15 protein-coding genes and 1 pseudogene are annotated in these 23,764 nt (G+C 74.6%); 5 read left to right on the top strand and 11 right to left on the bottom strand.

What is annotated here, in order from left to right; translation table 11 throughout:
• The 4 genes and pseudogenes from ACFY07_RS11795 to pulA all read right to left on the bottom strand — a co-directional run.
• A pseudogene (locus ACFY07_RS11795) lies at positions 1–236 on the bottom strand (glycosidase); the annotation flags it as partial.
• 334 nt (positions 237–570) lie between these two features.
• The gene (locus ACFY07_RS11790) at positions 571–909 is read right to left on the bottom strand and encodes a P-II family nitrogen regulator (protein ID WP_230745498.1); all 339 of its coding nucleotides are present in this window, start codon (positions 907–909) and stop codon (positions 571–573) included.
• Entirely contained in the window at positions 906–2,285 is a 1,380-nt protein-coding gene (locus ACFY07_RS11785; RefSeq protein ID WP_390868504.1) for an ammonium transporter, read from the bottom strand. Before ACFY07_RS11785 ends, ACFY07_RS11790 begins: the two co-directional genes overlap by 4 nt.
• 504 nt (positions 2,286–2,789) lie before the next feature.
• On the bottom strand, positions 2,790–8,309 hold the full coding sequence (gene pulA, locus ACFY07_RS11780) for a pullulanase-type alpha-1,6-glucosidase (protein ID WP_390868503.1): 5,520 nt from the start codon (positions 8,307–8,309) through the stop codon (positions 2,790–2,792).
• 716 nt (positions 8,310–9,025) lie between these two features.
• Here pulA and ACFY07_RS11775 point away from each other — a divergent pair.
• Positions 9,026–10,012, top strand: a complete 987-nt coding sequence (locus ACFY07_RS11775; protein WP_390868519.1) for a phosphatase PAP2 family protein — start codon at positions 9,026–9,028, stop codon at positions 10,010–10,012.
• A 141-nt stretch (positions 10,013–10,153) separates the two neighbouring features.
• On the opposite strand, the gene ACFY07_RS11770 is transcribed toward ACFY07_RS11775, so the two are convergent.
• Together ACFY07_RS11770 and ACFY07_RS11765 are read right to left on the bottom strand one after the other, a co-directional pair.
• A complete protein-coding gene (locus tag ACFY07_RS11770; protein ID WP_390868518.1) occupies positions 10,154–13,180 on the bottom strand; it encodes a bifunctional [glutamine synthetase] adenylyltransferase/[glutamine synthetase]-adenylyl-L-tyrosine phosphorylase in 3,027 nt (1,008 codons plus the stop codon).
• Positions 13,181–13,465: 285 nt separating this feature from the next.
• On the bottom strand, positions 13,466–14,275 hold the full coding sequence (locus ACFY07_RS11765) for a beta-glucanase (RefSeq protein WP_390868502.1): 810 nt from the start codon (positions 14,273–14,275) through the stop codon (positions 13,466–13,468).
• 505 nt (positions 14,276–14,780) lie between these two features.
• Between ACFY07_RS11765 and ACFY07_RS11760 the strand changes: the two genes are divergently transcribed.
• Entirely contained in the window at positions 14,781–15,530 is a 750-nt protein-coding gene (locus ACFY07_RS11760; RefSeq protein WP_390868501.1) for a class I SAM-dependent methyltransferase, read from the top strand.
• 69 nt (positions 15,531–15,599) lie between these two features.
• Here ACFY07_RS11760 and ACFY07_RS11755 read toward each other — a convergent pair whose 3' ends face one another.
• Positions 15,600–16,448, bottom strand: coding sequence for an aminoglycoside phosphotransferase family protein (locus tag ACFY07_RS11755; protein ID WP_390868500.1), 849 nt, complete (start codon positions 16,446–16,448; stop codon positions 15,600–15,602).
• A gap of 285 nt (positions 16,449–16,733) precedes the next feature.
• On the opposite strand from ACFY07_RS11755, the gene ACFY07_RS11750 reads away from it, so the two are divergent.
• Both ACFY07_RS11750 and ACFY07_RS11745 read left to right on the top strand, forming a co-directional pair.
• Positions 16,734–16,946, top strand: a complete 213-nt coding sequence (locus tag ACFY07_RS11750; RefSeq protein WP_230745482.1) for a DUF4287 domain-containing protein — start codon at positions 16,734–16,736, stop codon at positions 16,944–16,946.
• Positions 16,947–17,146: 200 nt separating this feature from the next.
• Positions 17,147–17,707 carry an isochorismatase family protein gene (locus tag ACFY07_RS11745; RefSeq protein ID WP_390868499.1) on the top strand — a complete coding sequence of 187 codons (561 nt, stop codon included), beginning with the start codon at positions 17,147–17,149 and terminating at the stop codon, positions 17,705–17,707.
• Between the two features lie 141 nt (positions 17,708–17,848).
• Here ACFY07_RS11745 and ACFY07_RS11740 read toward each other — a convergent pair whose 3' ends face one another.
• From ACFY07_RS11740 to ACFY07_RS11725, 4 genes are all read right to left on the bottom strand, one after another.
• Complete coding sequence (locus ACFY07_RS11740) at positions 17,849–18,397, bottom strand: DUF1062 domain-containing protein (RefSeq protein ID WP_390868498.1); 549 nt, start codon at positions 18,395–18,397, stop codon at positions 17,849–17,851.
• 472 nt (positions 18,398–18,869) lie between these two features.
• Positions 18,870–19,001: a hypothetical protein gene (locus ACFY07_RS11735; RefSeq protein ID WP_390868497.1), complete on the bottom strand. Its 132-nt coding sequence runs from the start codon at positions 18,999–19,001 to the stop codon at positions 18,870–18,872.
• A 312-nt stretch (positions 19,002–19,313) separates the two neighbouring features.
• Positions 19,314–20,675, bottom strand: coding sequence for a glutamine synthetase family protein (locus ACFY07_RS11730; RefSeq protein WP_230745471.1), 1,362 nt, complete (start codon positions 20,673–20,675; stop codon positions 19,314–19,316).
• A 305-nt stretch (positions 20,676–20,980) separates the two neighbouring features.
• A complete protein-coding gene (locus ACFY07_RS11725) occupies positions 20,981–21,610 on the bottom strand; it encodes a hypothetical protein (RefSeq protein WP_390868496.1) in 630 nt (209 codons plus the stop codon).
• A 361-nt stretch (positions 21,611–21,971) separates the two neighbouring features.
• On the opposite strand from ACFY07_RS11725, the gene ACFY07_RS11720 reads away from it, so the two are divergent.
• Positions 21,972–23,729, top strand: a complete 1,758-nt coding sequence (locus tag ACFY07_RS11720) for an NAD+ synthase (protein WP_390868495.1) — start codon at positions 21,972–21,974, stop codon at positions 23,727–23,729.
• Positions 23,730–23,764: the final 35 nt, after the last annotated feature.

Genomic DNA, 23,764 nt, shown 5'->3' with positions numbered 1-23,764 from the left:
ATCCGGTAGCTGACGGGCTGGTAGGAGGTCCACCACTGGGGGCCCTGGATGTGCTCCTGGGGCGGGGAGACCTCGACGAAGCCGTAGCCCTTGGGGCCGAGGGTGGTCGTGCACTCCTTCGCGACGGAGGTGTACGTCCACTCGAAGAGGGTGGCGGTGACGTCCTTGCTGCCGGGCGGGGTGGCGTCGGCCTGCGGGCTGAGGACGATGCCGGCGCCGGCGGAGAGGGCCAGCACGGCGGCGGCGGTGAGGGCTCCGGCCGCGCGCGGGCGGCGGCGCGCGTGCGGGCGCGCGGGGGTGCGGTTGTCCACGGTGTCTCCTGGAGGGCCGGGGGCGGCCCGTCGGGGTGGGTGGAGACCGTCGGTGAGGGTGGGGGGCGGAGATGCTCGGCCCGCAAGACCGTTCAGACGGTTGCTGCAATCTCGTTGAAACTTGCAGGAAACTTGCTGTCTGCAGAAGGTAGGACCCCGGTGGTGCGCCGTCAAGAGCTCCGCAGCGGCCCGCGGCCGGCACGCCGGAGGGCCTCCCCGCGCATCGCGGGAAGGCCCTCGGTGAGGAACGGACGGTACGTCAGACGGCGTCCGGGCCGCGCTCGCCGGTGCGCACACGCACGACCCCGTCGACGGGCACCGACCACACCTTGCCGTCGCCGATCCGGCCGGTCCGGGCGGCCGCCACGACGGCCTCCATCACCGCCTCGGCGTCGGCGTCCTCCACCACGACCTCGATCCGGACCTTGGGGACCAGGTCGATCCGGTACTCGGCGCCGCGGTAGACCTCGGTGTGGCCGCGCTGGCGGCCGTACCCGCTGGCCTCGGTGACGGTGAGGCCGTGCACGCCGAGCTCCTGGAGCGCGGTCTTGACGTCGTCGAGCTTGAAGGGCTTGACGACGGCCGTGATCAGCTTCATGCGGGCGGTGTCCTGTCGGGCTGGAGGGCGGGGGCGCCCGGGCGGGCGGGGGCGGAGTCGGCGGGGGCAGGGCCGGGGCGGCCGGGACCGGCGGACACCGGACGGGCGGGGCGCGCCACCTGGGCGGTGCCGTGCCCCAGGACGCCGTGATCATAGGCGGTCTCGGCGTGCACGGCGAGGTCCAGACCCGCGGTCTCGTGCTCGGCGGGCGCCCGGAAGCCCATGACCCGCTCGACCCCCTTGCCGATGCCGTACGTCGCGGCGAAGGCGTAGACGCCGACCGCGAGCACCGCTGCGGCCTGCCTCGGCAGCTGGCCGAACCCGCCGCCGTGCAGCAGCCCCTCGACGCCCCCGGTCATCGCCCGCACCGCGAACAGGCCGATCAGCAGCGTGCCGATGACGCCCGCCACCAGGTGCACGCCCACCACGTCCAGCGAGTCGTCGTAGCCCAGCCGGTACTTCCAGCCGACCGCGTACGAGCAGACGACGCCCGCCGCCAGGCCGATGAGCAGGGCGCCGAGGACGTCCACCGAGCCGCAGGCGGGGGTGACGGCGACCAGGCCCGCCACCGCGCCGGAGGCGGCACCGAGGGTGGTGGCGTGCCCGTCGCGGCGCTTCTCCACCGCCAGCCAGCCGAGCAGGCCCGTGCAGCCGGCGGCCTGGGTGTTCACCAGGGAGGCGGCCGCGAGGCCGTTCGCGCCGAGCGCGGAGCCGCCGTTGAAGCCGAACCAGCCGAACCAGAGCAGCCCGGCGCCCAGCAGCACGAGCGGCAGGCTGTGCGGCCGCATGGCCTCCTTGCGGAAGCCGATGCGCGGGCCGAGCAGCAGCGCGAGGGCGAGCCCGGAGGCGCCGCAGTTCACCTCGACCACCGTGCCGCCCGCGAAGTCGAGCGCGCCCAGGCGGTGCAGGATCCAGCCGTCGGGCGAGAAGACCCAGTGCGCCACGGGGGCGTACACCAGGAGCGTCCAGACGGCCGTGAAGGCCACCCAGGAGCCGAACTTCGCCCGGTCGGCGACGGCGCCGCTGATGAGCGCCGCGGTGATGACCGCGAAGGTGAGCTGGAAGGCGGCGAAGAGCAGGGTCGGCACATGGCCGGTGACGGAGGCGGGGCCGATGCCGCGCAGGCCCGCGTGCCCCAGGCCGCCCAGCAGGCCCCAGCCGCCGAGGTCGGGGCCGAACGCGAGGCTGTAGCCGGCGGCGAGCCAGACCACGGTGACCACGGCGATCGAGGCGAAGCTCATCATGATCATGTTGAGCACGCTCTTGGTCCGCACCATGCCGCCGTAGAAGAGGGCGAGGCCGGGGGTCATCAGCAGGACGAGCGCGGTGCTGGCGAGCAGCCAGGCGGTGTCGCCGGTGTCGATTCCGGTCGGCATGTCGGTGGGTCACCTTCCCCTTCGGCGCGGCGCGGCCCGGCCCGGACAGGCGGGCAGACGGGTGGGCGGGTCCGGACCGGCCGTCCGGGGAAGCCTCGCGGGCGGCCGTTACCGCGGGCGCACGGGGGTGTTTCCCGGATGTTTCGTGTTGCGCGGGGGTTTCGGACTCCTCACCGCCCCTGCGGGCGCCCCGGGGACCGGGGCCGGGGGTTCCGGGGTTCCGGGGTTCGGGGTTCCGGGGCTGCCGTGCGAGCCCCCGGGGCCCCGCACCGCGCCGCCCGGCACGGAGGCCCTCCCGGGCCGCCGGAAGGGCGCGGGAGGGCCTCCTGCGGCCCCGCGCGGACCGCTGCTCCCGGACGGCCCGCAGACCGCCCGCGCACCGCCCCGGACACGGGCCGGGCCCGCCGGTGCCCTGTGCACCGGCGGGCCCGTCACCGGCCGGCGGCCGTCCGGCCGCGGTGTCCCGCGCCCGGCCGCCGTCGGCCGTCTGTCACCTCTGGACGGTCACTTCTGGACGAAGACCGCCACCGTCCGGGCCGGGACGGTGAAGGTGCCGTCCGCGGCGTCGAAGGACGCCCCCTTGACCACCGGGTCGGCGCCGCCGGCCTGCACCGGGTGCAGCGCCTGGTGCGTGCCCTTCAGGCCCGCCACGGTCTGCTTCTGGGCCTGCGGCGTGGCGTTGAAGACCACGGTGAGGCCCTTCTCGGCGCCGGCCAGCCCGGTGCCGTCCAGGTGCATCGTGATCACGCCGGGGGTCTCCCCCGCCGTGCCGGAGAGCGGGAAGGAGAGCCGCCGCTGGACCTGGGCCGCGGTGTCCAGCGCGAAGAGCGGCGAGGACTGGCGGATCTTCAGGAACTGCTGGTACTGCGCGCTCGCGCCCTCGATCGCGTCGCAGCCCGGCTTGAGCGCCGGGTTCGCGAGCAGGGACTTGGCGACCGGCCACATCGACTGGTTGTCGGCGGCCATCGGCAGGCCCCGGCCGAAGCCGTTGCCGTCCTTGCAGTCCCAGTGGATGGCGTTGAACCAGTCGCCGGAGTCGAAGGAGTTGGCGTCCAGCGACTTCGAGCGCATCAGGTCGCTGCCGGCCTGGGCGAAGCCCGGTCCCTGCGCGAAGGCCGTGGTGGCCAGCGCCAGCGCCTGCATCCGCGCCCGGTCGGCGGCCGGGGTGGCCGTCGGCAGCTTGTAGGCGAGGGCGTCGAACAGGTCGGCGTTGTCGTGGGCGTCCACGTACTCGACGGCCTCGCCCGGCTGGGCGGCGTAGCCGGTCGGCGAGCCGTTGTAGTCCACGCCGGCGCCGGTGGTCGCCTTTCCCGCGGTGTCGGTGAAGGAGTACCCGGCCAGGTTGCCGGTGAGGCCGACCTTCACCTGGTCCATCTGGTGCAGCAGGCGGGCCTTCTGCTCGGCGGGGGTGCCGTTGGCGTCGCTGCCGTTGGGGTCGGTGTAGAGGCCGGACGCGAAGCCCTGCTGCTGCGCCGAGGAGAGCATGAAGTTGCCGCCGCGGGCGGCGTCGCGGATGCGGTCGTTGAAGGTGGCGATGCCGGTGCCGGCCATGTTGGCCTGGGTGGCCTGCACGAACCGGGCGTCGTTGGCGACCGTGCCGAAGTTCCAGCCCTCGCCGTAGAGGAAGGAGTTCCGGCCGTCCACGCCGTCGCGGGCGGTGGTGAGCCCCGCCAGGCCGGCCTTGACGTCCAGCATGGTCTGCTTGGGGTCCAGGCCCATCAGGTCGAAGCGGAAGCCGTCCACCTTGTACTGCTTCGCCCAGGTGACGACCGAGTCCACGACGAGCTTGTTCATCATGGCGTGCTCGGGCGCGGTGTCGGCGCAGCAGGAGTCGGTGGTGACCTTGCCGGCGGCGGAGAGCCGCTGGTAGTAGCCGGGGACGACCTTGTCGAGCACCGAGTGGGCGTCCTGGCCGGAGGCGGCGGTGTGGTTGTAGACCACGTCCAGGACGACCCGCAGGCCGGCCCGGTGCAGGGCCTGCACCATCTGCCGGAACTGCACGGTGCGGGCGGTGCCGCTCGGGTCGGTGGCGTAGGAGCCCTCGGGGACCGTGTAGTGCAGCGGGTCGTAGCCCCAGTTGTAGGCGTCGTCGGCCTGGACGGCGGCCACGCACTCCTGCTGCTTGTCGCTGTCGGCGGCGAGCGCCCCCAGGTCGCAGGCGGGCAGCTTCTGGTCCGCGCGGTTCTCGCGGATGGTGGCGATGTCGAAGGTCGGCAGCAGGTGGACGGTGGTGACACCGGCCTTGGCGAGCGCCTTGAGGTGCTTCATGCCGGCCGACTGCGACCGGGTGAAGGCCAGGTAGGTGCCGCGCTCGGCCGCGGGGACGGTGGGGTCGGCCACCGAGAAGTCGCGGACGTGCAGCTCCTGGATCTGCTGCTGCGTGGGCTTGACGGCCTTCGGCGCCGGGGTGGTGTCCCAGCCGGCGGGCTTGAGGGCCCGGTCGGACAGGTCGGCGACGATGCTGCGGCCGGAGTCGGTGGTGAGGGCGACGGAGTAGGGGTCGGTGACGAGGTTGTCCACGACCTTCTGCACCGAGGGGGCCCAGACCTTGACCCGGTAGACGTAGGAGCGGCCCTTCCAGGACGCGGGGCCGGTCACCGACCAGACGCCAGTGGCGTCGTCGCGCTTCAGCGGCAGCACCTCCGGGGTGCCGCCCTTCGTGCCGTCGTACAGCTTGACGCTGACGGACTGCGCGGTGGGCGCCCAGAGCGAGAGGGTGGCCTTCCCGTCGTGGAGGACCGGGCCGAGCTGCGCCTTGGCGGCGGCGCCCGCGTACAGGTCGTCCAGGACGCCGGGGAGCTGCACGCCGGTGGCGGCGGCCAGGGCGCCGGAGGCGCTGTGCTGGGTGGCGACCACCTGGCCGCGCAGGGCGCGGGTGACGCGCCCGGCGTCGCGCGGGTCGACGGTGAAGGCGCTGTAGCCCTTGAGCTCGGGGTGCCTGGCGAGCTGGGCGTCGGTGAGGCCGCCGGCCTTGGGGAGCAGGCGGATCCAGTACCCGTCCTTGCTGAGGGCGCCGTCCTGGACGGTGAGGCCCCCGGCGGGGTCGTAGACGAGCTGGGCGCTGGCGCTCGCCGGGAGGTCGGTCTTCCAGGCGAGGGTGGAGGCGTCGATCCACTGGGCCTTGGCGGCGGTGACGTCGAGGTCGGCGCCCTTGGTGCCGATCTGCGGCAGGACGTAGCCGTCCTGGCCGCCGTTGATCCACACCTCGCGGCCGACGCCGTTCAGGTCCAGGGACTGGTCGGTGGGCAGGTCCTTGGTGTCGCCCTTGTGGATGATGTAGCTGAGCGAGGTCGCGCCGGCGGCGAGGGGGACCTCGAAGACGTCGCCGTAGGCGTCCTTGCGGACGGGCTGGAGCGGGCTGCCCCAGTCGGTGCCGGTGGCGGCGCCGGTCCAGACGTGCATGCCCCAGCCGGTGTAGTCGCCGTCGGCCCGGTGGTAGTGGATGACGGCCTTGGACGGGTCCGGGGCGACCGGGCCCGGGTTCTGGGTGGCGACGTCGCCGCTGCCCTGGGAGACCCAGACCTCGGGGCCCTTGGACAGGTCGATGCTGCGGTCGCCGTCCCAGTCCTTGGTGCCGTTCTTCTCCACGACGAAGCCGACGGAGGAGGCGCCGGGCTTGAGCTTGACGTACGCGAAGGCGCCGTAGGCGTCGCGGCCGGTGAACGGGTGGCCGTCGGGCCAGGTGGTGCCCTCGCCGTCGGCGATGTCGCCCCAGGTGTAGAGGTTCCAGCCGTCGTAGTCGCCGTCCTGGCGCTTGTAGTGGACGATCGCGTACGTGTAGGACGCGGCCGTGCCGCTGCCGCCGGTCTGCGGGGCGGGCGCACCGGTGGTGAAGCCGCCGGTGGCGGAGCGCAGGTGCCCGGCGGAGTCCTCGACGACGGCCTTGTAGCGCACGGGGGTGCCGGGCGCGACGGCGGAGAGGTCCTGGGTGACCTGGTAGGTCCCGTTGTCGGCGGTGCCGAGGGTCTGCCAGGCGCCGTCGCCGACCTGGGCGGCGAAGGTGACCCGGTTGAAGCCGCCGCCGGTGACGTCGGCGCCGACGGTGACGGTGCCGGTGGAGCCGTCGGCGGGGGCCCTGAGGGTGAGCGCGGGGGCGGCGGCGGGGGCGTCGGCCCTCCCGGCGGCCCGGTAGACCACGGCGGAGCCCGCCGGGACGGTCACGGTGAGCTTCCGGTCGGCGCCGCTGGTGGCGGTGGCGCCGGAGGCGGCCGGGTAGAGGGGGGCGAAGCCCATGCCGGCGGAGAAGGTGTCGAGGGTGACGGTCTTCTCGGTGGCGGCGTTGTTGACCGCGACGACGTACTCGACCTGCTGCTTCGCGTCGATGCGGGAGAAGGCGTAGACGCCGGGGCCGTCGGCGGCGTAGCGCTCGACCTGGGCGCCGTCGGCGAGGGCCGGGTTCTCCTTCCGCAGCTGGGCGAGCTTCGCGATGGCGGAGAAGAGGGGGCCGGAGGTGCCGTAGCGGTCCTCGGAGCCCTGGCCGCCGCCGAGCACGGTGTCGTCGTTGTAGGACGCCACCTTGGAGGCGAACATGTCCTGGCGGGCGTCCTTGTCGCCGCCGTCGCCGGTGAAGCCCTGCTCGTCGCCGTAGTAGACGACGGGCTGGCCGCGGGTGAGGAACTGCAGCTCGTTGGCGAGCCGGTCCTTCTTCAGCAGGTCCGCGGCGGAGGCGCCCTTGTCGTCGCCCTGCAGGAAGCTGCCGAACCGGCCCATGTCGTGGTTGCCGAGGAAGGTCGGCAGCTCGTAGGCGTCGGTGGCGGCGGTGGTGTACCGGTAGTCCTGCCCGTAGAGCTGGGAGAGCACCCGGGCGGAGCCGCCCTGGGAGACGTAGGTGCGGGCGGCGCTCTGGAAGGGGAAGTCCAGGGTGGCCTGCAGCCTGCCCTTGGTGACGTAGGGCGAGGTGACGGCGGTGTCGGCGGAGTAGACCTCGCCGAACATGAAGAACTTCTTGTTCCCCTGGCGGGTGGCGTACTCCTTGAGCGCGGTTGCCCACTGCTGCCAGAAGGCCATGTCGACGTGCTTGACCGTGTCGATGCGGAAGCCGTCGACGCCGGCCTCCTTGACCCAGTGCTCGTAGATCCGCTCCATGCCCTTGACGACCCGCGGGTTCTGGGTGTCGAGGTCGTCGAGGCCGGAGAAGTCGCCCTCGGTCGAGGACTCGCCGGCGAAGGTGGAGTCGCCGCGGTTGTGGTAGACCGTCGGGTCGTTGAGCCAGGACGGGGTCTTGGCCTTCGCGTCGGCGGCGGAGCCGTGGACCGGGGTGTAGGGGAACGAGTCCTTGGTGATCTTCGGCCAGGACGAGGTGCCGTGCGCCGCGTTGGCGTCGGCTATCGCGGTCTCGTCGACCGGGGCGCCGTCGGCGTCCAGGGTGGGGTAGGCGCCGCGGGAGCGGTAGGTGTAGGTCTTCTCGGCGTAGTCGACGACGTCGGCCGTGTGGTTGGTGATGACGTCGAAGAAGACCTTGATCCCGCGCGCGTGGGCTTTGCGGATCAGCTCCTTGAGCTGGTCGTTGGTGCCGAAGTGCGGGTCGACCTGGGTGAAGTCGGTGATCCAGTAGCCGTGGTAGCCGGCCGAGGCGTTGTCGCCGGTGCCCTGGACGGGGCGGTTCTTGAAGATCGGGGCCATCCAGATGGCGGTGGTGCCGAGCTTCTGGATGTAGTCGAGCCTGCCGATCAGGCCCTGGAGGTCGCCGCCGTGGTAGAAGCCCTTGTCGGCCGGGTCGTACCCGTGGTCGAGGCGGCCGCCGGTGATGCCGCCCTTGTCGTTGGCGGCGCTGCCGTTGGCGAAACGATCCGGCAGGACGAAGTAGAACTGCTCCCGGGTCAGGTCGTGCCGGGCGGCGGCGGCGGCCAGCGCGGCGTCCGACGGCGGGGCGGGCGGGGTGGCGGCGGGGGCCGCGGGGGCCGCCCATGCGGCGGGGACGGCGCCAACCGTGGAGGCGATCAGCGAGGCCGCCAGCAGCGCCGCGGCGCGTCCGGGTCTCCTGCGGGCGGTGGAACGGGGCTGCTGCGCGGGCGATGCGGCCACGGGTGGACTCCCTCTGAGGCGGATCGGTGGGAGGACCGTAGTGGCTTGCAATATGTTTCAGCAAGATGCAGAAAGTGTTGCAAACAAAGTCTTGACTCCCCCGCGCGGGAGGGGCAAGGTCGTCACAGCACCCTCCGCGACATCGCACCGCCGCAGGGCCTCCGGGCGCCCTGACCCCGCTCTGACCCGAGCGGCCCCGCGGCAGGCGGACGGGTGCACCACGCGGGTCCCCGGTGAGGGTCGGGGGCCGCGCGGAGAGATGGCCGCCCGTCGGATGCCCCCGAGGCTTCCGGCGGGCGTCGCTCGTTCCGGCCCGGTGCGCCCGGTGCCGATGCGCCCGGGTCAGGTGTGCCCGGGTCAGGTGTGCCCAGCTCCGGCACTCCCAGCTCCGGCACTCCCAGCTCCGGTGCTCTCAGGTCCGGTGCTCTCAGGTCCGGTGTGCCCGGGTCCGCTGCGGCGCCGCGGGCCCCCACGCCCCGGCCGCACCCGCCGGGAAGGCTCCTCACCAGGCACGACGGGACCCCGGCCGTCGGCAGAGCCGCCACCCCCGGATGAGAGGGCGGGGCCCGCGGGTGACAATGGTGCCCATGGCTTCCACCCCTTACCCCCTACCTGCGGCGGCGGCGCTCCCTGGCCCCAGAGGGGGACACCGGGTGAAGAATCCCCGACCGGAGGATGATCGGACGGCGGTGCGCCGTCTGGCAGACTACTCCCCCATGGGGGAGCCGACCGAGATCCACGCAGCGGGCGCACAGCGCACCGGAGCGGTGCGTCCGGACGGCTCCGTCGCCGGCCCGGACACCCCTGGAGGGGACCCTCGCGGAGGGGCCGGCCGTGACGGAGCCGGCCGCACCGCGGCGGCGCGCACCCTGCGGGAGCGCGTCGGCCACCAGCGGCGGTTCCCGGGCCGGCCCCGGCTCTGGTTCGAGCTGCTGCTGATCGGCGTCAGCTACTGGGTGTACTCGCTGGTCCGCAACGCCGTCCCCGAGCAGGCGCGCACCGCCCAGCGCAACGCCTCCCGGATCTGGGGCCTGGAGCACCACCTGGGCGTGGCGGTCGAACGGGGCTTCAACCACGCGGTCGACTCGGTGACCTGGCTGGTCACCGGCATGAACTACTACTACGCGACGCTGCACTTCATCGTGACCATCGCGGTGCTGGTCTGGGTCTTCCGGCTGCACCCCGGCCGGTACGCGGCGGTGCGCACCGCCCTGTTCACCACCACCGGCATCGCCCTGGTGGGCTTCTACTTCTTCCCGCTGGCGCCGCCCCGGCTGATGACGGGCGGCGGCTTCGTGGACACGGTGGCGGTGCACCACACGTGGGGGTCGATGGCCTCCGGCGACATGGCGCACGTCTCCAACCAGTACGCGGCGATGCCGTCGATGCACATCGGCTGGTCGCTGTGGTGCGGGCTGACGATCGCCTTCCTCACCCGGCACCGCTGGCTGCGGGTGCTCGGGCTGCTCTACCCGCTGGCCACCCTGACGGTCATCGTGGCGACCGCCAACCACTTCTTCATGGACGCGGTCGGCGGCGCCGCCTGCCTGGGCGTCGGGTTCACGGCCTCCCGGCTGCTGTACCACCGCTGGGCGTTCCGGCTGCCGCAGCTGCCGCACCACCGGCACGGCGCGGGCGCCGTGCTGCCCCGCCCGGCGGGCGAGGACGCGGAGCAGCCGAAGGTGCCCGCCGCCAGCCGCTGACCGCCGCCCGGCCCGTCATGGGCCGCGGACTGCCGCCGACCGCCGCCGGGCCCGCACGGACCCCGCCGTACCGGCCGGCCCGCCCGCGTGCACCACGGGGGCGGGCCCGGCCCGTCCACCCGGCCCGGGCCCGGCCCCGGCTCAGCCGTAGAAGACCCGCTCCACCACCGCCCGGGCCCGCCGCGTCGTCCGCCGGTAGTCGTCCACCATCTCCCCGGCGTGCCCGCCGCCGTAGCCCAGGTACCGGGCCACGCCGGCCAGCTCGCGCGCGTCGGCCGGGAAGCTGTCGCCGGGGCGCCCCCGCACCAGCATCACCGCGTTGCGCACCCGGGTCGCCAGCACCCAGGCGGCGTCCAGCACCGCGGCGTCCGCGGCGTCCACCAGCCCGGCGTCGCGGGCGGCGGCCAGGGCGGCCCTGGTCCGGGTGGTGCGCAGGGCGGGGAGCCGGTGGCCGTGCCGCAGCTGGAGGAGCTGCACCGTCCACTCGACATCGGCGAGGCCGCCCCGGCCGATCTTGGTGTGGGTGGTGGGGTCGGCTCCGCGCGGCAGCCGCTCGGACTCCACCCGCGCCTTGATCCGGCGGATCTCCCGCAGGTCGGCCTCCCCCACCCCCTCGGCCGGGTAGCGCAGCGGGTCGACCAGCTCCCGGAACCGCTCCCCCAGCCCGGTGTCGCCCGCGACCGGGTCGGCCCGCAGCAGGGCCTGGCTCTCCCAGGCGTGGGACCAGCGGCGGTAGTACGCGGCGTAGGAGGCGAGGGTGCGGACCAGCGGCCCCTGCCGGCCCTCGGGCCGCAGGTCCGCGTCGACCAGCAGCGGCGGCTCGGTGGAGGGGGCGGCGAGCAGGGTCCGCAGCTCGTTGCAGACGGCCTGGGCGGCGCGGGAGGCGGCCGCCTCGTCGGCGCCGGGCAGCGGGTCGTGGACGAAGAGGACGTCGGCGTCGGAGCCGTAGCCCAGCTCGCGGCCGCCGAAGCGGCCCATGGCGACGACCGCGATCCGGGTGGGCAGCGGCGCGCCGGACGCCGCCTCCCAGCCCGCCGCGGCGGCCTGCAGGGCGCCGGAGAGGGTCGCCGCGTTGAGGTCGGTGAGGGCCTGCCCGGCCGCGTCCACGACCGCGCCGGGGTCGTCGCCGAGCCGGCCCAGCACGTCGGCGGCGGCGGTGCGGAACAGCTCGCGGCGGCGCACCGACCGGGCCGCGGCGACCCCGTCGGCGGCGGTGGCGGCGCGGCCGACGGCGGCCGCCACCTCCTGCTGCAGGGCCTTGCGGCCGCGCGGCGCCAGTCCCTCGGGGTCGCCCAGCATGGCGACCGCCTCGGGGGCGCGCAGCAGCAGGTCCGGGGCCAGGCGGCCGGCGGAGAGGACCCGGGCGAGGTGCTCGGCGGTGGCCCCCTCGTCGCGCAGCAGCCGCAGGTACCAGGGGGTGGCGCCCAGGGCGTCGGAGACCCGGCGGAAGTTCAGCAGGCCCGCGTCCGGGTCGGCGGAGTCGGCGAACCAGCCGAGCAGCACCGGCAGCAGGGTCCGCTGGATGGCGGCCTTGCGGCTGACGCCGGAGGCCAGCGCGGTCAGGTGGCGCAGCGCCGCGGCGGGGTCGCTGTAGCCGAGCGCCTCCAGCCGGGCCCGGGCTGCCTGCGGGCTGAGGCCGGCCTCGCCGGGGGCGAGGCGGGCGACGGCGTCCAGGAGCGGCCGGTAGAAGAGCTTCTCGTGCAGGCGGCGGACCTCCATGGCGTGCCGCCGCCACGCCCGGTCCAGCTCCTTCACCGGGTCGGCGGGGCTGCTCCACCCGTAGTGCTGCGCCAGCGACCGGCCGAGGCGGCGCAGGTCCTCCTCGGCGCGGGGCAGCAGGTGGGTGCGGCGCAGCCGGTGCAGCTGGATGCGGTGCTCCAGGGTGCGCAGGAACCGGTACGCGTCGTCGAGGGCCGCGGCGTCGGCGCGGCCGACGTACCCGCCCGCGGAGAGGTCGGCGAGGGCCCGCAGGGTGTTGCCGCTGCGCAGGGAGGCGTCGGTGCGGCCGTGGACCAGCTGGAGCAGCTGCACGCAGAACTCCACGTCGCGCAGGCCGCCGGGGCCGAGCTTCAGCTCCCGGTCGACCTCGCCGCTGGGGATGGAGTCGACGACGCGGCGGCGCATCTGCTGCACGTCCGCGACGAAGTTCTCCCGGTCGGCGGCCTTCCAGACCAGGGGGGTGACGGCGTCGAGGTACTCCCGGCCCAGGTCGGGGTCGCCCGCGACCGGGCGGGCCTTGAGCAGGGCCTGGAACTCCCAGGTCTTGGCCCACCGCTGGTAGTACGCGAGGTGGCTGGCGAGGGTGCGGACCAGCGGGCCGTTGCGGCCCTCGGGGCGCAGGTTGGCGTCGACGGGCCAGATGGCGCCCTCGCGGGTGGTGTCGGCGCAGAGCCGGACCATGCGGGAGGCCAGGCGGGTGGCGGCCTTCAGCGCCTGGTGCTCGTCGGCCTCCCCCGCGGGCTCGGCCACGAAGATCACGTCGACGTCGGAGACGTAGTTGAGCTCGCGGCCGCCGCACTTGCCCATGCCGATCACGGCCAGCCGGCAGGCCCGGTCCGCCTCCGGGTCCTCCTCGGCGGCGATCTCCAGGGCGGTGCGGAGCGTGGCGCCGGCCAGGTCGGCGAGCTCCGCCGAGGTCTGCACCAGGTCGGCGGAGCCGGTGACGTCGCGGGCGGCGATGGTGAGCAGGCAGCGGCGGTAGGCGAGGCGGAGCGCGTCGGCGGCGTCGGCCGGGCCGCGGCGCGCGACGCCCTCGCGCAGCGCGGCGAGGAAGTCGTCGGGACCGGGGTGCATGTCGCGCACCTCGAAGGTGACCAGGGCGTGCCAGTCCCCGGGGTGCCGGGCCAGGTGGTCGCCGAAGGCGGCGGACGAGCCGAGGACGCCCAGCAGCCGGTCGCGCAGCGGCTTGCTGGTGGTGAGGGTGTCCAGCAGGCGGCGGCGCTCCCCGGGGCCGAGGGCCTCGGCGGTGCGGGACAGGCCCAGCAGCGCCAGGTCCGGGTCGGCGGTGGCGGCCAGGGCGTCCAGCAGGACGCTGTCGCCGGCCAGTCCGTTCAGGGCGGGCTCGCAGAGCAGCCGCAGGGCGGCCGCCGGGTCGGTGAAGCCCCGGCGCGCGAGGCGCACCTCGGGTCGGCTGATGCGGCTGTCACGCGGTGCTGCCGGGTTCTCCACGGGTGTTCGCCCCTCCGTTCCACCACCGTCCACGGGTCCGAGCGTAGGGCTTGCGGGGCCCTTTGCGCCGGTCGGGCGCGCGTCCGTCCGCGGGCCGGACCCGGCGCCGCGGTCCCGGAGGGGCCGGGGGCGGCGGGCGCGGGGGCCCGGACGCCCGGGTCCGGCCGGCTGCGGAGGGCCGGACCGGGACCGCCGGACCGGGACCGCCGGACCGGGACCGCCGGACCGGGACCGCCGGACCGGGACCGCCGGACCGGGACGGCCGGACGGCCGGCCGCGGTGCGCTCAGCGGTAGACGCCGAAGAAGCCCACCCGGAAGCGGAGCACCGCGTCGGGGTCCGGGCGGGGCAGGTACCGGCCGTCGTCCACGGAGAGGTTGATCACCGGGTGGGCCCGGAAGCCGCGGCCGACGCCCTTGCGGTCGGACCACACCGCCCGCATCCCGGCCCGCGAGGCCCCCGCGTACCAGGTCACGCTCCTCGCGCCCAGGTGCACGCCGAGCCAGAGCCAGGCGTTGGGCCGCACCAGGCGGTCCTTCCAGTAGTGGCCGGTGTTCGCGACGTGGTTGATGAACTCCAGCCGGTCCGGGTGCGCCGCGTGCCACTCGAAGAGGTCGAGCTCGTTCTTCCCGTCCCGCCACGACCACACGGCGGGCCAGCCGCCCTCGGGGCCGGGCAGCCTCACGTGGGCGACGACCAGGTCGCCGGTGCGCTCGGTGAAGCCGTTGCCGCCGCTGCCGCAGGAGTCGCCGGTGGTGAGCAGCCCCGTCTCCCACAGGCCGTCGTCCCGCTTGCGGGCGGTGATGTCCAGGACGCCGCCGTCGACGGAGACCGCGTCGGGCGAGAGGAGGTCGAGCTTGTGGTTCTTCTTGTTGCTGTCGCAGTCCGCGTACGCGCCGGACTGCCAGCCCCACCGTGCGCCCTCGCCGAGGCTGAGCCCGTCGAACTCGTCGCCGAACGCCGCGTGCCGGCCCGCCATCGGCAGGCCGGGCGCCTGCGGCCGCGCGGAGGCGGTGCCCTGCGCACAGACCGCCAGCGCCAGCAGCGGGCAGAGCAGCATTCCGGCGGTCCGGACAGGGCGGTGTCGCTTCCTCATGACTTCATGATTGCGGCGCCCGCCGGGGCCGCATCCCGGGTCGTCCATCCGTGACGGACCGTCGCCTGGCGGGCCGTCCGCCCGGCTCCGTGCCCTCGCCGCCCCGGGATCGTTCCGTCATGTGCGCATGCCGGTGCGGTGACCGGAGGCGTTCACCGGGCCAGGGGACGCTGCGGGTCGCGTTCCCGGGTCCGGGTGGCGACGGAACGGCCGCCGGGGGCGGGGCCGTGAAGGCCGAGCCGGTCCCGGCTCGACGGCCGGCCACGGCGTCCGCAGAGCAGGCGGGAAACTCCTTGAGAAAGTCCTCCGGGCGCGGCCGCGGAAACCCCTTTCCCGGCCTCTCGCGGGGGCGGGAGGGGCCCGGGGAGCCTGGGCGGGGCAGGGGCCCCGCCCGCTCCCCTCCAAGGCGTTCAGCGACGCCTCCAGGGGTTCCGCACCCATGCCCTGACCTGGTCCTTCTTGGATTCCGACACTATGCTCACGTCCTGTCGGAAGGGGGGGCCGGATGGACCGGACCGTACGCACCGTCGAGGATGTCCTTGCACTCCTGGACGGGCTGTTCACCCGTCAGGGCGGCCGGTGGACCACCGGCGACGGCGCGGACTTCTGGGACCGCTTCTACGCGGACCGGTCGAGGCCGGTCCCGTTCTTCGCGGCGAAGCCCGACGAGAGCCTGGCCGCCTACCTCGACCGGGGCCTGATCGCCCCGGGCCGGGCCCTGGATCTCGGTTGCGGACCGGGACGGAACGCCCTCTTCCTCGCGTCCCGGGGGTTCGAGGTGGACGCGGTCGACCTCGCCCCGGCCGCCCTCGCCTGGGCCGAGGACCGGGCGCACGAGGCCGGGGCCGATGTCCGCTTCGTCTGCGGTGACGCGTTCCGGCTCGCGGACACGGAGCTGACCGGCCCGTACGACCTGGTGGTCGACTCAGGATGCCTTCACCACCTGCCCCCGCACCGCCGGATCAGCTACCTGGCCCTCCTCGACCGGGTCCTGGCCCCCGGCGGCCACCTCGCGCTCACCTGCTTCGCCGCCGGCGCGATGGGCTCGGAACTCTCCGACGCGGACCTCTACCGCACACGTCAGTTGCAGGGCGGCCTCGCCTACACCCCGGAGTCGCTGCGCCGGATCTTCTCGGACCTGACCGAGGTCGAGCTGCGCCGGATGCGTGACGAGCCGCCCGAGTCGGCGCTGTTCGGTGAGGCGTTCCTGTGGACGGCGCTGTTCCGCCGGGACACGGAGGCGGGTTCCGGCTGACCGCTCCCAGGGGCGACGGCGGCCGCAGCGCCGGACCGGCGGCGCGGCCAGGAGCCGCGGGACCTGCCGCTACGGGGCGGTCAGCGCCGCCTCGACCGCCGGTCCGTTCCGCTCCAGCCAGGCCTCGCGCCGCCGGATCCGGTCGCCGGCGCCCTCCTGCCACATCCGCGCCCAGCCGCCGCCCAGCTCCTCGGCGGCCTGCCGCATCGAGAACCACGAGCGCCGGGCCCGCAGGACGGCCACCTCGACGAGCCGGGAGCGGTCCGTGTCCGACATGCCGTAGGCGTCGGCGAGGATCCGGCAGCGACGCGGGACGTCGACGCCCTGCAGCGGCGGGTCGGCGTCGGCCGGGTCGCCGAGCGGGGCCCAGTGGAGCATCGCGTTGTGCACCTCGTCGACCCGGGAGGCGGGCCGGGCCAGGTCGAAGTCGATGAGCGCGACGGCCTCGCCGCCGCGGAAGACCACGTTGTCCGGTGTGACGTCCATGTGGCCGACCAGGTCGGCCGGGTACGGGGGCGCGGGCGGCATGCCCGGCGGCGCGGTGAACCCCTGGGAGGGCCGGACCCCGTCGGGGAGGACGAAGCCGGCGGCCGCGTCGTCGTGGGCGCGCAGGAGGCGGCCGACGGAGGCGAGCCGCGTCTCGTCGGCGACCCAGGCGGGCTTCGGCCGGCCGGACACCTCGCCGGGGACGAACGTCAGCACCTCGCGCCCGGCCGCGTCGATCCCCAGGAACCGCGGGGCCCCCGGGAAGCCGACGTGCTCCAGGTGGCGGAGCAGCGCGTGGACGAGCGGGGCGTTGGGGCCGACCGGACGCCGGACCGTGGCGCCCACGCGCACGACGCCCTCGGTGACGTCGCCGCCGGGCAGCGGGACCTCGGGCCCGGCCCCGGCCGGTTCGGTGTACGTGGCGCGGCTCATCGCGTCCCCTCCCCGTGGGCAGGCTGCTGCACGCAGTGCACCGTACCGGCCGGGACCGACAGGCCGCGGCCGGTACGGCGGGTCCGCGGCGGGACGGGCTGACGGATCCCGGGACGGGCCTTCCGGGGCCGCCCGCCCGTCCTCCCCGGAGACGGCGGGCCGGGGCACGGCTCGGCGGCCGTTGTCAGTGCCCGGTGCTTCGATACGGGTACGGACGCCGGGCCGGTCCGACCCGGTCCGTGCAGTCGACCGCTCGAGCCTGCCCGCAGAAGGGACACCACCGCGATGACCACCCCTGTCAAAGGCCCCGCGAGCTACTTCCCCTCGATCGAGAAGAAGTACGGCCGCCCCGTCGCGGAGTGGAAGGACCTCGTCCGCTCCTCGCCGCTGACCCGGCACATGGAGCTGGTCGCCTGGCTCAAGGCCGAGCACGGCCTGGGCCACGGCCACGCCAACGCCCTGGTCGCCCACACCCTCGCCGAGGACAGCGCCGGGTGACCGTGCCCTGCCCCGCCGGGGACCGGTGACGGAACGGCAGGCCGGCAGCGCAGCCCGGAGGGGCCGCACAGGCCGGCGGGTCGCGACGGACCCGTACGGCGCGGGACGGGCGTCTCCGTCAGGGCGTTCCGACGGGCTGTCAGTGGCGTGGTCTACCGTCGGTGGACGCAGGACTCGGGAGCGGGCAACAAGGAGAGACCGTGACCACACTGGAGAACCGGCCGAACACCGCACTCCTCGTCGTCGACGTGCAGAACGACGTCGTCGCGGAGGCGCACGCACGTGACACGGTGGTGGCGAACATCGCCGACCTCGTCGGCAGGGCCCGGCGGGAGGGGGTGCCGGTCGTCTGGGTGCAGCACTCCGACGAGGATCTGCCGGAGGGGAGCGACGCCTGGCGGATCGTCCCCGAGCTCGTCCCGGGCGACGCCGAACCCGTCGTCGGCAAGCACTACGGCGACTCCTTCGAGGACACCGGTCTGGAGGAGGCACTGGCGCGGCTCGGCGTCGGGCGGCTGGTGGTCGTCGGCGCGGAGACCGACGCGTGCATCCGCTCGACGCTCCACGGCGCGTTCGCCCGCGGCTACGACGCGCTGCTCGTCCGCGACGCCCACACGACGGGCGACAAGACCGCGTGGGGCGCGCCCCCGCCGGACCAGGTGATCACCCACACGAACCTCTACTGGACCTACCAGTCCGCACCGGGCCGGACGGCCGGCACGGCCGAGACGAAGGACGTCGACTTCACTCCCGTGTCCTGAGCGGGCGGTGTCCTGGTCGGCCGGGGGCCGAGCATGGTCGGGGGGCCGCACCCCGGCCGCAGAACGGGCCGGCTCATGCCTGTCCGCGGCCAGGGCCTGTCCGGCGGATCCTGCCGGACAGGCCCTGGTCCCGAGGAGGGCTCAGCGCTTGAGCGTGAAGGTGAAGTCGCCGGAGAGCCGGCTGCTCAGCCGGACTGCCGAGACGAGCCTCCCCTCCGTGATCAGCCTCTCGACCTCGGCCCGCGAAAGACCGCAGCCCTCAGCGATCAGCCGCCCCGGCCGGACAGGGATCCGCGCGGCAAAGCGGACCGAGACGTCGACCACCTCGCGGTCCAGGCGGTCCGACCCGCCGGTGTCGAGGCGCCAGGCGTCGCCCCAGTCCAGGGCGATGCGGTTGCGGCGCCGCACGACCGGATCCTGGAGCAGCTCGGCCGTCAGGCCGGGGTCGTTGCCGTGCAGCCGGTCCAGCAGCTCGGGTCGCACGGAGCGCACGTTCGTCCGCTCCAGGACCGTGAGCTTTGCGGTTTCCCCGCAAGCGGTACAGAGCACGAGGAGCCAGGCGTCGATGAGCTTGTGGTTGGCATTGACGCGGAATTTGCCGCTCGCCCGGAAGCGCTCGGACGCGCACGTGTGGCAACGACGGAGAACGAGCGGCAGGCAGGTGGGTATGACCGCCCAGTTTTTGAGCACAGAAGTACACCGGTTCCAGTGAGAAGTCCGCAGCAGGAAGCAGCGCGGCGCACATGGGCGACGCGCGACGAATCAGCGCTCGGGAGGTCTCACAGGGTGTACAACGGCGTTTCCTTGCCTGGACGACTCGGTTCGGCAGCACGGTAGTGGCGCGCGGCGGCGCTGCTCCACCGGTTTTCGGGCGCCTCACCGCCGGGTTCCGTCCGGCGGATCACGGTCCGAGCCGTGGTCGTGCGGCTGCGAGGACCACGGTGCCGTGGAGGACGTGGGCCCGTTCGTCGTGGCGGGCGGCGACGGTACGGGCGTGACCGAGCCGGTGGATGGACCGGCCTTCCGGCCACCAGCGCCGCGCCCGGCCCGTCCTGGCGCACCAAGGCGGCGGCCGGTGCCTGACGGGCCCTGCCCGGCGGGAGCCGGGGTTCGGGACGTTCCCGGGCCGGGGCCGGGCGCACGGCTCGCTCCGGGCGCGGCGTCAGGGGCCCGGAGTGCGGGCGGCGCCCCGGTCCGCGAAGCGGTCGGCGCGGGTCGGCTCCCGCACCCGCTCGACCCCGGCTCGCAGCTCGGGCAGGCCGGCCGGGGTGGTGGGGACGCAGTCGCCGAGCAACCCGTCACGGTCCGGCCGATCTCGGCCGCAGGCCCGGCCGGACCGAAACCGCACTGCTTGCGGAGCCCGGCCGCCCGGGAACCGAACGCCCGGCGCTCCTCGGGTTCGTGCGGTCACCGGGTTCTTCCCCGGCAGGGCCTGGAGGAAGGCGGCCTGCATGCCTGACAGGTACTGCTCCCGCTCGGTCAGAACATGCCTGGTGTGCGGGGCTTCTGCGCGTGCGCGTCGCAGGCGGGGCGGTCCGGGGCCGACCGTGCGAACAGCCGGTCCCGGGCCGCTTCCCGCTGCGGCAACGTGCCTTCTGGCCTGCGGTTACAGGACCGGCAGGGACTTGCGCAGCTCGAAGGGGGTCACCTCGGAGCGGTACTCCTCCCACTCCTGGCGCTTGTTGCGCAGGAAGAAGTCGAAGACGTGCTCGCCGAGGGTCTCGGCGACGAGCTCGCTGCGCTCCATGAGGTCGATGGCCTCGCCGAGGTTCTGCGGCAGGGGCTCGATGCCCAGGGCGCGGCGCTCGGCGTCGGTGAGCGCCCAGACGTCGTCGTCGGCGCCGGCGGGGAGCTCGTAGCCCTCCTGGATGCCCTTGAGGCCGGCGGCGAGGACGACGGCGTAGGCGAGGTAGGGGTTGCACCCGGTGTCGAGGGAGCGGACCTCGATGCGGGTGGAGCCCTGCTTGCCGGGCTTGTACATCGGCACCCGGACCATGGCGGAGCGGTTGTTGTGGCCCCAGCAGATGTAGGAGGGGGCCTCGCCGCCGGCGCCGGCGGTGCGCTGGGAGCCGCCCCAGATGCGCTTGTAGGAGTTGACCCACTGGTTGGTGACGGCCGAGGTCTCGGCGGCGTGGCGCAGCAGGCCGGCGATGAAGGAGCGGCCGACCTTGGAGAGCTGGAACTCGGCGCCGGACTCGTGGAAGGCGTTGCGGTCGCCCTCGAAGAGGGAGACGTGGGTGTGCATGCCCGAGCCGGGGTGCTGGGAGAACGGCTTGGGCATGAAGGTCGCGTGGACGCCCTGCTCCAGCGCGACCTCCTTCATGACCAGCCGGAAGGTCATGATGTTGTCGGCGGTGGAGAGCGCGTCGGCGTACCGGAGGTCGATCTCCTGCTGTCCGGGGGCGCCCTCGTGGTGGGAGAACTCCACCGAGATGCCCATGGACTCCAGCATGGTGATGGCCTGACGGCGGAAGTCGTGGCCGACGCCGCGCGGGGTGTGGTCGAAGTAGCCGGACTGGTCGGCGGGGGTGGGCGCGGTGCCGTCGCCCGGGAGGTTCTTCAGCAGGAAGAACTCGATCTCGGGGTGGGTGTAGAAGGTGAAGCCGAGGTCGGACGCCTTCTCCAGGGTGCGCTTGAGGACGTACCGGGGGTCGGCGTACGACGGGGAGCCGTCGGGCATGAGGATGTCGCAGAACATCCGCGCGGTGCCCGGGGCCTCGGAGCGCCACGGGAGGATCTGGAACGTGGTCGGGTCCGGCTTGGCGATCATGTCGGACTCGTAGACGCGGGCGAAGCCCTCGATGGCCGAGCCGTCGAAGCCGATGCCCTCCTCGAAGGCCTGCTCCAGCTCGGCGGGCGCCACCGCCACCGACTTGAGGAAACCGAGCACGTCGGTGAACCACAGCCGGACGAATCGGATGTCACGCTCTTCGAGCGTCCGGAGCACGAACTCCTGCTGCTTGCCCATGAGGACAGTCTCACCTCTGCTCTTTACGTTCGTGTTACGCAAGGGAGGACCCCGGGTGGGTTCTGCCGGAAGCTCCACTCCCCATCATGGCGGACGCGACCGCCGCGCGGACGGGCCCATCATGGCGGACGCGACCGCCGCGCGGACGGGCCCATCATGGCGGATCGGCGCCGGTTCGCGGACACCCGGCCGACCCCCGGCCGACCCCCGGCCGGGACACGGCCGGGACACGGCCGGGACACGGCGCAGCCGCCCCGGCGCCGGGTCTGCGGCGGCGGGGCGGCGGTGTGCGGGGGCTGCGCCGGTCAGTAGCGCTGGGCCTTGGCGACCTTCGCGCTCAGCGGGGCCTTGAGCGACTCCTGGCTGACCACGACGAGCTGCTGGGACTGGCCGGCCGGCACGTTCTCCTTCAGGGCGTAGCCGGTGCCGACCTGCTTGCCGGAGCCGTCGAGGAACTGCACCTCGACCGCATAGTCGGCGGCCTGCGACTGCTTGTTGTCGATCTTCAGGCGGGCCGAGGCCCGGCCCCCGGCGGAGCGCGTGGAGACCGCCTCCACGGCGGCCTCGGCGGCGGCGTTCCCGGAGCCGCTGACGCCGGCCAGCTTGCTCTTGGCCGCGTCGGCCTGGGCCGCCGCCTTGGCACTGGCGCTGGCCGCGGCGCTCGACGCGGCCGAGGAGGCCTTGCCCGTCGCGCTCGCGACGGCGGACTTCGCCGCCGAGGCCGCCGACGTCGCGGCGGACTTCGCCGACTGGGCCGCGGAGGCCGCGGCGGTCGCCAGCGCACTGGCCTTGGAGGCGGCGGACGCGGCGGCCCCGGTCGCCTGGTTCACGGCCTGCTTGGTGCCGCTGCTGCACCCGGCGGTGCCCAGCGCGAGGGCGCACGCCGCCAGCACCGCCACCGCCGCTCCGACCGGCTTCTTCCGGCTGTCGCGCATCCGTCGTCCTCCGTTCAGGGATCGGGCGACACCTCTGCTGCGGCACCCGGTGCCTCCAGGCTGTCGCGGGGGCGTACCGCCCGCGATCCCTGCGCCGCCGGGCGGGTGAGAGGGCGGCGGGCGGGCGGCCGGGGGTCGCGGGCGGGCGCGCGAGGGGGCCGCTCCTCACGTCTCCCGACGTGCTGTCGCCACTCCGTCGCGGGCGGGCGCGCGAGGGGGCCGCACCCGGCCGGGCGCGGCCGGGCGGGGGCAGGCGCGGCCGGGGGGCCGGGCGAGGGCAGGCGGGCGGGCGGGGTCCGGACGGCCGGTGCGGCGCCGGGCCCGGCCGACATAGCGTCGAACAGACGATTAGGCTGGGGGCGTGCCTCATCTACGTCTCGCACTGAGCCAGATCGATCCCTACGTCGGCGACATCGCCCGCAACAGCGACGAGGTCGTGCGCTGGACCCGGCACGCCGCCGAGCGGGGCGCCCACCTGGTGGCTTTCCCCGAGATGGCGCTGACCGGCTATCCGGTGGAGGACCTGGCGCTGCGCCGGTCCTTCGTGGACGCCTCCCGCGCCGCCCTGGGGGAGCTGGCCGCGCGGCTGGCCGCCGAGGGCCTCGGCGAGGTCCCGGTGGTGGTCGGCTACCTGGGCCGCTCCGAGCAGGACTCCCCCCGGCTGGGCCGCCCGGCCGGTTCGCCGCAGAACTGCGCCGCGGTGCTGCACCGCGGCGCGGTGGCGACCCGCTTCGCCAAGCACCACCTGCCGAACTACGGCGTCTTCGACGAGTACCGCTGGTTCGTGCCCGGCGACCAGCTCTCCGTCGTGCGGCTGCACGGCACGGACGTGGCCCTCGCGATCTGTGAGGACATCTGGCAGGACGGCGGCCGCGTGGCGGCGGCCGGCGAGGCCCGCGCCGGTCTGCTGCTGGTGGTCAACGGCTCCCCCTACGAGCGGGAGAAGGACGACGTCCGGCTGGAGCTGGTGCGCCGCCGCGCCGCGGAGGCGGGCTGCGCGCTCGCGTACCTGAACATGGTGGGCGCCCAGGACGAGCTGGTCTTCGACGGCGACTCGATCGTGGTGGACGCGGACGGCGAGGTGCTGGCCCGCGCCCCGCAGTTCGAGGAGGGCTGCGTCCTGGTCGACCTGGAGCTGCCCGCCGTCCGGGAGGACGCCCCGGCCGAGGGCGCGGTCCTGGCCGACGGCCTGCGGCTGGTCCGCACCGACCTGGGCGGCGAGGTGCTGCCCGCGCCGGAGCAGCCCGTGGTGGCGGGCGTCGCGCCGCGGATGGGCGACGAGGAGGAGATCTACGCGGCGCTGGTGGCCGGCACCCGCGCCTACGTGCGCAAGAACGGCTTCCGCTCGGTGCTGATCGGCCTCTCCGGCGGCATCGACTCGGCGCTGGTCGCCGCCATCGCGGTGGACGCGGTGGGCGCCGAGAACGTGTACGGCGTCTCCATGCCGAGCGCGTACTCCTCGGAGCACTCGAAGGGCGACGCGGCCGAGCTGGCCCGCCGCACCGGGCTGAACCTCCGCACCGTGCCCATCGCCCCCATGTTCGACGCCTACATGGGGCAGCTGGGCCTGACCGGCCTCGCGGAGGAGAACCTGCAGTCGCGGCTGCGCGGCACGCTGCTGATGGCGGTCTCCAACCAGGAGGGGCACATCGTGCTCGCGCCCGGCAACAAGAGCGAGCTGGCGGTGGGCTACTCCACGCTGTACGGCGACTCGGTGGGCGCGTACGGGCCGATCAAGGACGTCTACAAGACCCTGATCTTCCGCCTCGCCCGCTGGCGCAACAAGGCGGCCGAGGAGCGCGGCGAGACCCCGCCGATCCCGGAGAACTCCATCGCCAAGCCGCCGAGCGCCGAGCTGCGCCCCGGCCAGGTGGACACCGACTCGCTGCCCGACTACGACCTGCTGGACGCGGTCCTCCAGGCGTACGTGGAGAACGACCAGGGGCGGGACGCCATCGTCGCGGCGGGCTTCGACCCGGCCGTGGTGGACCGGGTGGTGCGGCTGGTGGACACGGCCGAGTACAAGCGCCGCCAGTACCCGCCGGGTCCGAAGATCTCGGTGAAGGCCTTCGGGCGCGACCGCCGCCTGCCGATCACCAACCGCTGGCGCCGGGGCTGAGCCCCGCGGGGCCGCCCGCGCCAGGCCGGGCGCGG

This window comes from Streptomyces sp. NPDC001380 (assembly GCF_042895785.1).
Lineage (GTDB): Bacteria > Actinomycetota > Actinomycetes > Streptomycetales > Streptomycetaceae > Peterkaempfera.
Note: the sequence above shows the minus strand (reverse complement) of the source record. Positions and strands in the feature narration are given on the sequence as shown.